Genomic DNA, 11,002 nt, shown 5'->3' on the forward strand with positions numbered 1-11,002 from the left:
GACCCCACCCGGGAACCACGCATAGGTTCCCGTCGCCAGGTTCCAGACGATTTCATCAAGACCATGATTTCGACAATCAACTTCGTCGAGGTCGAGAATCGCGTCGTCAGCGCGACCTATCGCAACCTCATGATCAAGGCCAAGGTCGTGCTCGTCGACAAGACGAGCGGGGCACAGCTGACGGATCCCATCACCACCATCGCCTCGCCGGTGCCGGTCGGATCGTTGCGGATCCGGCTCACCGACCGTGTCAGGCCGGGGACCTATTTCCTGGTCGCCCTCAACGGTCACGGCAGCTACCTCGCCAAGAGCGCCGAGTTCGAGGTGTCCTAAGTTACGTAATCGTCCTGAGTTTTTCGGCCCGACCGGCTGGGCTACCAGGGGGCAATTGTGAATTGCCGCCGGGAACGGTGCTGGTTAAAAGCGGCCCCGACGCACGCCTGCCGGTGGGCGCTGACTGGAACTCTGTCCGATGACGCGTTGGGTCCGATGACTCTCTGGTTCGTGTTCGCCGTGATGACGGCTGCGGCGATCTTCGCCGTCCTGCTGCCGCTCGGCATGGGCGCGCGCACGCCCTCGGACGGCCGCGAGGTCGCCGTCTACAAGGACCAGCTGGCCGAGATCGAGCGCGACGTCGAAAGCGGGCTGATCGGCAAGGTCGAGGCCGAGGCGGCCCGGGTCGAGATCGGCCGGCGGCTGCTGGCTGCGGCGGACCAGGAAAGCGAGGCTTCGGCCAAGCCGAGCCTTAGGCTGCGCCGCGCCGCCGCGGTGCTGGCGCTGATCGGCCTGCCTATCGTGGCGCTCGCCGTCTATCTGCCGCTCGGCTCGCCGCGATTGCCGGATTTTCCGCTGACCGCCCGCGCCAAGCCGGCCGACGGCTCGCAGCCGCTGGAGACGCTGGTGTCGCAGGTCGAGCAGCACCTGCAGAAGAACCCGACCGACGCCCGCGGCTGGACCGTGCTGGCCCCGGTGTTGGCGCGGCTCGGCCGCACCGAGGACGCCATTCGCGCCTATCGCAACGTCATCGCCTATGCTGGCGACGGCGCCACCAAGCGCGCCGATCTCGGGGAGATGATCACGGCCGCGGCCAGCGGCGTCGTCACCGCCGAGGCCAAGGCCGAGTTCGAGCGCGCCCATGCGCTCGATGCCGACGAGCCCAAGGCGAATTATTATCTTGGGCTGGCCGCCGAGCAGGACGGCCGCAAGGACGACGCTGCGGGGATCTGGCGGGGGATGCTGGGCAAGGGCCCGGCGGATGCGCCGTGGCGGCCGCTGGTCAGCGCCGCGCTCGCCCGCGTCGGCGGCGGCGAGGTGCCGGCGCTGCCGAGCGAGGCGATGGCCGCCGCCAAGGACATGAGCGCTGACGACCGCGATACGATGATCCGCGGCATGGTGGAGCGGCTGGCGACGCGGCTGAAGCAGAATGGCGACGACGCCGAGGGCTGGCTGCGGCTGGTGCGCGCTTATGTCGTGATGGGTGATCTCGACAAGGCCAGATCGGCGTTGTCCGATGCACGGCAGGCCGTGAAGGATGCCGAGCGGTTGCGGCAGCTCAACGAGGGCGTGAAGACGTTCGGGCTGGATGGATGAGCGGCGCTTCCGCCGCGAGGATGTTGGGATGACACGCAAGCAGAGGCGTTTGACGATCATCGGTGGTGCGCTGTTCGTGCTCGCGGTCGCAGCCGGACTGGTGCTGAATGCGCTGCGCGACTCCATCGTGTTCTTCTCGACGCCGACCATGGTCGCGGAGAAGCACGTCGCTCCGGGCAAGCGCTTCCGGCTCGGCGGCCTGGTGCAGCCGGGCTCGCTGAAGCGTGGCGACGACCTCGCGGTGACGTTCGAAGTCGCCGACGGCGGCGCCAAGCTCCCGGTCGCCTACAAGGGCATCCTGCCGGACCTGTTCCGCGAAGGGCAGGGCGTCGTCGCCGAGGGCGCGCTCGATGCTAGCGGCGTGTTCAAGGCCGACACCGTGCTCGCCAAGCATGACGAGACCTACATGCCGAAGGAAGTCGCCGACAGCCTGAAGAAGCAGGGCCATTGGAAGGACGATTACGGCAAGCCGCAGGGCGCGAAACCAGCCGGCGCAGCCACGCCAGCCGGCGCAGCCACGCCAAGCCCGGTGTCGATGCGCGAGGGCGAGAAGACCGCCGCAGGAGCGACGCAGTGATTGCAGAGAGCGGACATTATGCCCTGGTGCTGGCGCTCGCGCTGGCGCTGATCCAGTCGACCGTGCCGATGCTCGGCGCCGCGCAACGCGACGTCGCGCTGATGAATGTCGGCCGCTCCGCCGCGCTGGCGCAGCTGCTGTTCGCCGGGCTGTCCTTCATCGCGCTGATCACCCTGCACGTGACCTCGGACTTCTCCGTCGCCAACGTGTTCGAGAACTCGCACTCGATGAAGCCGCTGCTCTACAAGATCACCGGCGTCTGGGGTAACCACGAAGGCTCGATGCTGCTGTGGGTGTCGATCCTGGCGCTGTTCGGCGCGATGGTCGCGCTGTTCGGCAACAACCTGCCGCTGTCCTTGCGTGCCCGCGTGCTCGCGGTGCAGGCCTGGGTCGCGAGCGCCTTCTATCTGTTCATTCTGACCACCTCGAATCCCTTTGCCCGTCTGGCCACGCCGCCGATCGAGGGCCGCGACCTCAATCCCGTCCTGCAGGACATCGGCCTCGCCGTGCATCCGCCGATGCTCTATCTCGGCTATGTCGGTTTCTCGATCTCGTTCTCGTTCGCCATCGCCGCCCTGATCGAGGGCCGCATCGATGCGGCCTGGGCGCGCTGGGTGCGGCCCTGGACCCTGATGGCCTGGATCTTCCTGACGCTCGGCATCGCCATGGGCTCGTACTGGGCCTATTACGAGCTCGGCTGGGGCGGCTGGTGGTTCTGGGACCCGGTCGAGAATGCCTCGCTGATGCCCTGGCTCGCCGGCACCGCGCTGCTGCATTCCGCCGTGGTCATGGAGAAGCGCAACGCGCTCAAGGTCTGGACCATCCTGCTGTCGATCCTGACCTTCTCGCTGTCCTTGCTCGGCACCTTCCTGGTGCGCTCCGGCGTGATCACCTCGGTGCATGCCTTCGCCAGCGATCCGACACGCGGCGTGTTCATCCTCGGCATCCTCGTGCTGTTCATCGGCGGCAGCCTGACCTTGTTCGCCGGCCGCGCTACCGCGCTGAAGCAGGGCGGGCTGTTCGCGCCGATCTCGCGCGAGGGCGCGCTGGTGCTCAACAATCTGCTGCTCACCGTGTCCTGCGCCACCGTGCTGTTCGGCACGCTCTATCCCGTCATCATGGAGGCGCTCGACTTCAAGCTCTCGGTCGGCGCTCCCTTCTACAACCTCACCTTCGGCCCGCTGTTCGCACTGCTGCTGCTGATGGTGCCGTTCGGCCCGATGCTGGCATGGAAGCGCGGCGATCTCGTCGCCGCCATGCAGCGGCTGCTGGCGGCCGGCATCACCGCGCTGGTGGCGATCGCGATCGCCTGGGCGTGGGCGCGCGGCGGCAGCGCTCTGGCGCCGCTCGGCATCGGTCTCGGCGTGTTCGTCATCACCGGCGCCATCGTCGACCTCGTCGAGCGCAGCGGCCTCGCGCGCGTGCCGTTCAAGACCGCACTGCATCGCACCCGTGGCCTGCCGCGCTCGGTGTGGGGCACGGCGTTCGCGCATGCCGGGCTCGGCATAGCCCTGCTCGGCATCGTCTGCGAGACCACCTGGAACAGCGAGCTGATCTCTACGCTGCGCCCGGGCGACGTTCGCAACCTCGCCGGCTACCAGATCAAGTTCGACGGCATGACCCAGCGCCAGGGCCCGAACTTCGCCGAGGTGATCAGCACCTTCGTCATCAGCGAGGACGGCCGGCAACTCGCGGTGATGACGCCGAGCAAGCGCAGCTTCGCCACCCGCGGCATGTCGACGACGGAAGCGGCGCTGATGACGCGCGGCGTCAGCCAGCTCTACGTCTCGCTTGGCGACACCACCGCCGATGGCGGCCTCGCCGTGCGCATCTATCACAAGCCGCTGGTGCTGCTGATCTGGTTCGGCCCGGTGCTGATGGCGTTCGGCGGATCGCTGTCGCTGTCGGATCGCCGCCTGCGTGTCGGCGCCCCGCAGCCCGCGCGCGGCCTGCGCGCGATGCAGCCGGCGGAGTAGGGCGGATGCGACGCGTTCTCAGCGCCCTCGCGTTCGCGCTGCTGCTGCTCGCGGCCCCCGCGGCGCATGCGGTGCAGCCCGACGAGGTCATGTCTGATGCCGCCAAGGAGCAGCGCGCCCGCGCGCTGTCGCGCGAGCTGCGCTGCATGGTCTGCCAGAACCAGTCGATCGACGATTCCGACGCGCCGCTGGCGCGCGACCTGCGCCTCCTGGTGCGCGAGCGTCTCGCCGCCGGCGACAGCGACAATCAGGTGCTCGACTTCCTGGTCGCCCGCTACGGCCAGTTCGTGCTGCTCAAACCGCGCTTCGAGCGCCAGACCCTGCTGCTCTGGCTGCTGCCGCCGGTGCTCCTGCTCGGCGGCGGCCTCGCGCTGTGGTGGCAGGTCCGCCGCCGCGGCCAGCGCGGCGCGGAGGTCACGCCGAAGCTGACGGCCGAGGAGGAGGCGCGGCTCGCCGCGCTGATGGCGGCGGAAAAGCAGCCGCCGGTGACATAGTCCTGTCCCCACACACCGTCATTCCGGGGCAAGGCCGACAGGCCTTGAGCCCGGAATCCCGAGGTGGGTTTGCGCTCGTGTCTAACGAGCTCGAGATTCCGGGTTCAATCGTCAACGCGCCGCGCTTCGCGCCGTCGCATTGCCGATTGCCCCGGAATGACGGGAGAATGTGAGCGTGGGCGGTTGCGAGGCAAGAGCGCGAGGCGTGCTCGGCAAATCGGACTATCGCCATTCCCCCGCAAATCCCCGTGCTCGCCACGCCCCCACGCTTTCATCTTATTTTACCATTGTCTGGAAATGTGCGTTGACATTCCGTCTGACGTGCCCGGGCAAAGCCAATGTTCTCCAACAGCAATCTGACGATCCGCTTCCTCGTGGGAGGCGTCGTGGCGTCTCTCCTCATGTTGCTGGCGATCGGCGGCGGCACCGGCTTCATCGCGGTGCTCTATCTCAACAATCAGATCACCAGCCTGTCGGCGGACTTCTCCAGCCTCAGCGGTCCGGCGCGCGACCATGCCACCATGACCTATCAGCAGGCGCAGTCGGCATTCTCCTGGTTCCTGATCGCCTGCGTCGCCATCGCCGTGTTCGCCAGCGCCGTCTGCCTGATGACCTACGCCGCCGTGCAGAACGGCATCCTGCGTCCGCTGGCCGCGATGGTTAGCGCCATGCGCGACGTCGCCGACCAGAAATACGACACCCGCATTCCCGGCCTTGGCTTGTCCAACGAGATCGGCCAGTTGGCCGGCGCGCTGGAGGTGTTCAAGACCAACGGCATCGAGCGCCAGCGCCTCACCGAGCGGGAGCTGCAGGAGGCGCAGCGCCAGGGCGAGCGCTCGCGCTATCTCGACGGCCGCATCCATTCGTTCAACGAGCTCGTCGCCAGCGTCGTCGGCAGCGTGGCCGCCTCGGCGGTACGGCTGAAGAGCAATGCCGAGACCTTGTCACGCGCAGCCAACGACACCTCGGCCAAGGCGAATGCGGTCGAGGCCGCCGCCAATCACGCCAACCGCAGCGTGCAGACCGTGGCCGGCTCGGCCGAGGAGATGTCGAGCTCGATCGGCACCATCAGCCGCCGCGTCTCCGACGCCACCCAGCGCGCCGAGGGCGCGGCGTCGCAGGCCGAGAAGAGCAAGAACACCATCCATTCGCTGTCGGACGCCGCCGAGAAGATCGGCACCGTGGTGCAGCTGGTGCAGGCGATCGCCGCGCAGACCAATCTGCTCGCGCTCAACGCCACCATCGAGGCCGCGCGCGCCGGCGAGGCCGGCAAGGGCTTCTCTGTCGTCGCCTCCGAGGTGAAGAACCTCGCCGACCAGACCAGCAAGGCGACCGACGAGATCTCGGCCCACGTCGCCAGCATCCAGGGCATCACCGCCGAGACCCGCGGCGCCATCGACGGCATCTCGACCACGCTCAGCGAAATCAGCGCCATCATGTCCGGCATCGAGGTCGATACCTCGCAGCAGCGCAACGCCACCCAGGACATCTCCAAGAGCGTCCAGGAAGCCGCCCGCGGCACCCTCGACGTCTCCAACCACATCGCCCAGATCTCGTCCACCTCAGCCGAAACCGGCCGCCTCGCCACCGACGCCCGCGACGCCGCCGGCGAGCTGTCGCAGCAGGCCGAGACGCTCAAGCGCGAGGTCGATGCGTTCATCGTCAGCGTGAAGGCGAGCTGATCCCGCCACCTGCGCCACACGACAACCGCCAGCCACCATCTCCGCCGTCATTCCGGGGCATTCGCGGCACGCGAATGAGCCCGGAATCCATAACCACGAGCGGCCATGATGGCGACGGGCTGCCGCGACATCCCGCTCCAACAACTGACAGCCGTGGCTATGGATTCCGGGCTCGCGCTGACGCGCGCCCCGGAATGACGGCGGAGAGGGTGTCGTCTCAGTCCTGTTTCGAGGACGCCACCCAGTCCTCCGCTGTCGCCCCGGACAAGCGTGCGCAGCACGCGCCGATCCGGGACCCATAGCCACAGGAAGATGCGATCGGGCGGGATGTCGGACCAATCGTGTCTCACCACGACTACCAAGCGGCGGCGTACGCCGGCGAGACCGCCAGCAGGTCTCCGGCCTCCAGGCAGCCACTGAGGAGTCGGTCGGCTCGACCAAGGAGATCGGCAGCACCATCGGCCGCCAGTCCGAAATCTCCGCAGCCTTGTCCGCGGCGGTGGAAGAGCAGGGCGCCGCGACGGCCGAGATCTCCCGCAACGTCCAGCACGCCGCCAACGGTACCCAGCGCGTCTCGCGCAACATCGATGACGTGCAGCGGGGGGCATCGGAAACGGGCTCGGCGTCGGCCCAGGTGCTGACCGCGGCCCGGTCGCTGTCGGCAGAGAGCGGGCGGTTGAAGCGGGAGGTGAGCCGGTTCCTGGGGTCGTTGCAGGCGGCGTGAGGCGAAGCTCGCGCATCCGACGATCGCAGTGGTGCGCTCGTCTGCCTCCCCATCGTCATGGCCGGGCTCTTGTCCCGGCCATCCACGTCGTCCGGCATACTAACAACGACGTGGATGCCCGGGCCTTCCTAACTAAGCCGCCCGACGCGCCGTCGCTCATAATGGACTAGAATGGAATGTCGTCATCCATATCGGATCGTTTCGGCGGCTCAATTTTTGGTCGGGGTGGTTCAATCCGTTTAGCTTCTTTGGACCGCGGTAGCTGCTTTTGCTTGTCGGTTTGTGCTCCGTAAAAAAGCCGGCCGACTGCATCAAGCAGGTCTATAATTCTCGATCGCTCTAGTGCTTCGCCGACAACGCCGGAGACTTCCATCGAAAGAGCTGCAAAGCGCTCGAAGCCAGTCCTAGGCTGGTCTACCTCGCTTTGAAGGTCATTCAGTCGCGATATCAGCTTCTCGCGTTTGTTATCTTCAATCTCAAGCTTGTTGAAAATTTCTAGTACCTGATCGAGGTGGTGATGTATCTTACGTCTAACGTTCTCATCAAAACGTACCGAGAAGCCTTGTTGGCGTTGGCTCCTTCTAATGAGAAGCATGGTCCGGTAGTGCATCACATCTTTGTTGAAATTCAGGTAGGTATTGTACTCTACGTCTTGAATTGAAGGTACCTCCGTCTTGAACTGGCCTTCCAGTTCAAGGGCATTAATTGCCGCTACTACTTGCGCTATATAGTCAACGTAGATGATATCCAGCCGGTCATCGTTGCTCGCAGCTTCAAGACGGCGCTTACACTCCGAATTGTAAAAAGCCTCAAGTCGCAGAAATGCTTCTTCAGGATCATCTGGCAGGTCATCGTAAGGATTAAAGGAGCGCCCAAAATCGTTCATTCATCTACCTCGTGGCAGGACGAACTGATCTGCTTTAACTTGGTGGAGGGATCTTTCGCCGGTGACTCATTTTGAGTTTAGTGTCTCTGTGTTTCAATTGAAAAGGGAATTCGAGCGAGCTTGTGCGAAAAGTGCAGTTTGACGCCAGCGAAAATCCTAGTTCATAAGTCATCTTCGGTAAAACAGAAATACGATTCATATAATCAAAAATCTTCTTGCGCTCCACCCCAAATCACCCGTATCCTCCGCTCGTTCCGTTCCGCTGAGGGAGCGTATCGCGATCGTCACGGACGCGGGTTGCGGAATGCGATGGATGCGGGCGGCTGCACGCGGGGTTTCGGCCTCGCCGACGAACGGCTGACTGCGGACAGGAAATCGTGTCGTCCTGGCCTCCCGGTGCCGAGGCCAAGCTGGTGGTGATGATCCGCCGGCGACGGGGTCAATGAGCCGGTCCCCGGGGAGAGCACGTATAAATGTTAAAACCATCGCGCAGGGAAGGCCGGGATGTCTCAGCCGAACCTGTGGTTCCTGCCCCGTGCTTTTTGTTCGCACGGGGGCCATGGGGGCGGCAAGCTCCCGGTCTTCCCTGCGCCCTCTGTTAGGAGAGGGTGTGATGTCGGGCATAGCTCGGGCGCGGAGTGCGTCGCGAGGGCGATGCTGCTCGGGTTGCTGTTAGTTTTCTCCACGTGCTGTTTGACAATGTGGATCGGGATGGTCGTCGCTCGCAATGACGGAGTTTGGCGCGGGCAGCGTGCCTTCATACTGCGCTGTCATCCTCCGCGAAGGCGGAGGATCCAGTACGCCGCGGCCGTCGTGGTTGAGCAGACAGGCCGCGGCGTATTGGATTCCCCGCTTTCGCGGGGAATGACAGGTGGAGGTGGGGCGCGAGCTTGCGCCGCATGGTCCAGCTGGAGTCGAGCGGTGGTCGGGACACGCGACCAGCCGGGTGCACCGGACGGGTCGGGCGGATTAGTGCAGCGTCATCCGCCGGGGGCTGGCTCCGGTGCGGGCGGATGTGGGGCGGCTGGCTCCGGCGTCGTCGAAGCGGCGGCGGGTTACGCCTGCGGCTAACCCGCCCTACGAGGATTACGACTTTTGGCGGGGATGGCTATTGAGATGGCGACCATCGGGCGGCCGGGACTTTGGTAAGCTGTTGAACCAAAATGCCTTTTGCCACGCGCTCCCGCATCTGCGCCATTCCGCCGCAGTCTCCGTGTCCGTCCATTACAGAAGTTTAACGCCGCAGCCAGCACGCCGTAAGGCGGCAAGTCCCATGTTCACTGGCGAACGGGGCGAACAGCCCGGGACACACGTTTAGACCTTGACCAAAATCGCTTGCGGAGAAAACCGTATGACTGACCGCCCGACCGACCTGTCCTCGCTTCCCTCCTATCGCCAGCCCCGGCGTGGCCTGTTCTCGGCGCGCAAGTTCGCGCTGATGGCCTCCGTCGTCGCGGGCCTCGGCGTGGCCGCCTATGGCCTGTCGCCGCAGGGCGCGCCGCTCGATGTGTTCTCGACCGCGGCGCATGCGCAGGTCGCCAACGAGGTCAGCAAGGTCGCGCGTCCGGTCGGCTTTGCCGACATCGTGGAGCGGGTGAAGCCGTCGGTGATTTCGGTCAAGGTCAACATCGCCGAGAAGGTCGCCAAGAACGACAATGACGACGACACGCCGTTCCAGCCGGGCTCGCCGATGGAGCGCTTCTTCCGCCGCTTCGGCGGTGAGAACGGCATTCCCGGCATGCCGGGCGGGCGCGGCGGCCGTGGTGGTCGCGCGGTGACCGGGCAGGGCTCCGGCTTCTTCATCTCCGCCGACGGCTATGCGGTGACCAACAACCACGTGGTCGACGGCGCCGACAAGGTCGAGGTGACGACCGACGACGGCAAGACCTACAGCGCCAAGGTGATCGGCACCGATCAGCGCACCGACCTCGCGCTGATCAAGGTCGAGGGCAGCTCGAACTTCCCGTTCGCAAAACTCGCCGACGGCAAGCCGCGGATCGGCGACTGGGTGCTGGCGGTCGGCAATCCCTTTGGCCTCGGCGGCACCGTGACGGCGGGCATCGTCTCGGCGGTCGGCCGCGACATCGGCAACGGCCCGTATGACGATTTCATCCAGATCGACGCGCCCGTGAACAAGGGCAATTCCGGTGGCCCGGCGTTCGACGTCGACGGCAACGTCGTGGGCGTCAACACCGCGATCTACTCGCCGTCCGGCGGCAGCGTCGGCATCGCGTTCTCGATCCCGGCCTCGACCGTGAAGAGCGTGATCGCGCAGCTGAAGGACAACGGCTCGGTCAGCCGCGGCTGGATCGGCGTGCAGATCCAGCCGGTGACGCAGGACATCGCCGACAGCCTCGGCATGAAGAAGGCGGAAGGCGCGCTGGTCGCCGAGCCCCAGGCCAATGGTCCGGCGGCGAAGGCGGGCATCCAGTCGGGCGACGTCATCACCGCGGTCAATGGCGAGCCGGTGAAGGACGCGCGTGAGCTCGCCCGCACCATCGGCGGCATCGCGCCGGGCGCCGCGGTCAAGCTCAACGTGCTGTCGAAGGGCCAGGAGAAGACCATCAACCTGACGCTCGGCAAGCTGCCGAACACGGTCGAAGCCAAGGCCGACGGCGGCGGCGACAATGGCGGCTCCTCGCGCGGCGCCGACGTGCCGAAGCTCGGCATGACCGTCGCTCCGGCGTCGAGCGTGGCCGGCGCCGGCAAGGAAGGCGTCGTCGTCACCGAGGTCGATCCGAAGAGCGCGGCGGCCGATCGCGGCTTCAAGGAAGGCGACGTGATCCTGGAGGTCGCAGGCAAGTCGGTGACCTCGGCCGGCGACGTGCGCGAGGCCATCAACGCCGCGAAGTCCGACAACAAGAACAGCGTGCTGATGCGCGTGAAGAGCGGCGGCCAGTCGCGCTTCGTCGCGGTGCCGCTGGCCAAGGGCTAAGGCCATTCGAGATGGAGGATCGCCGGCATGTGCCCCCGCGTCGGCGGTTCTTCCTGGGGGCGGGCTTCAAGTCCCGCTCCCTCCACACCTTCCGTAGGAACAACGCCCCCCTCCGTCGGAAGGAACTCGGGCGGTGAG

At 66.0% G+C, this 11,002-nt stretch carries 8 protein-coding genes and 1 pseudogene; 8 read left to right on the forward strand and 1 reads right to left on the reverse strand.

Annotated elements, in window-relative coordinates:
* Positions 1-63 precede the first annotated feature (63 nt).
* The 7 genes and pseudogenes from QXZ94_RS03830 to QXZ94_RS03860 all read left to right on the forward strand — a co-directional run.
* Positions 64-333, forward strand: coding sequence for a hypothetical protein (locus QXZ94_RS03830; protein ID WP_172113706.1), 270 nt, complete (start codon positions 64-66; stop codon positions 331-333).
* A 156-nt stretch (positions 334-489) separates the two neighbouring features.
* Positions 490-1,590 (forward strand): c-type cytochrome biogenesis protein CcmI, encoded by a 1,101-nt coding sequence (gene ccmI / locus QXZ94_RS03835; RefSeq protein WP_315719305.1) that lies wholly within the window; start codon positions 490-492, stop codon positions 1,588-1,590.
* A 28-nt stretch (positions 1,591-1,618) separates the two neighbouring features.
* Positions 1,619-2,167, forward strand: coding sequence for a cytochrome c maturation protein CcmE (gene ccmE / locus QXZ94_RS03840; RefSeq protein WP_315719306.1), 549 nt, complete (start codon positions 1,619-1,621; stop codon positions 2,165-2,167).
* Entirely contained in the window at positions 2,164-4,143 is a 1,980-nt protein-coding gene (locus tag QXZ94_RS03845; protein ID WP_315719307.1) for a heme lyase CcmF/NrfE family subunit, read from the forward strand. The genes ccmE and QXZ94_RS03845 overlap by 4 nt, the downstream gene beginning before the upstream one ends.
* A gap of 5 nt (positions 4,144-4,148) precedes the next feature.
* Positions 4,149-4,637: a cytochrome c-type biogenesis protein gene (locus QXZ94_RS03850; protein ID WP_315719308.1), complete on the forward strand. Its 489-nt coding sequence runs from the start codon at positions 4,149-4,151 to the stop codon at positions 4,635-4,637.
* A 338-nt stretch (positions 4,638-4,975) separates the two neighbouring features.
* On the forward strand, positions 4,976-6,319 hold the full coding sequence (locus tag QXZ94_RS03855; RefSeq protein ID WP_315719309.1) for a methyl-accepting chemotaxis protein: 1,344 nt from the start codon (positions 4,976-4,978) through the stop codon (positions 6,317-6,319).
* Positions 6,320-6,707: 388 nt separating this feature from the next.
* Positions 6,708-7,043, forward strand: a pseudogene (locus QXZ94_RS03860) (methyl-accepting chemotaxis protein); the annotation flags it as partial.
* A gap of 166 nt (positions 7,044-7,209) precedes the next feature.
* Here QXZ94_RS03860 and QXZ94_RS03865 read toward each other — a convergent pair.
* A complete protein-coding gene (locus tag QXZ94_RS03865) occupies positions 7,210-7,929 on the reverse strand; it encodes a hypothetical protein (protein WP_315719310.1) in 720 nt (239 codons plus the stop codon).
* A 1,351-nt stretch (positions 7,930-9,280) separates the two neighbouring features.
* On the opposite strand from QXZ94_RS03865, the gene QXZ94_RS03870 reads away from it, so the two are divergent.
* Positions 9,281-10,864, forward strand: coding sequence for a Do family serine endopeptidase (locus QXZ94_RS03870; RefSeq protein WP_315719311.1), 1,584 nt, complete (start codon positions 9,281-9,283; stop codon positions 10,862-10,864).
* Positions 10,865-11,002 lie beyond the last annotated feature (138 nt).

This window comes from Bradyrhizobium sp. SZCCHNS2022, assembly GCF_032377575.1.
Taxonomy (GTDB): domain Bacteria; phylum Pseudomonadota; class Alphaproteobacteria; order Rhizobiales; family Xanthobacteraceae; genus Bradyrhizobium; species Bradyrhizobium aeschynomenes.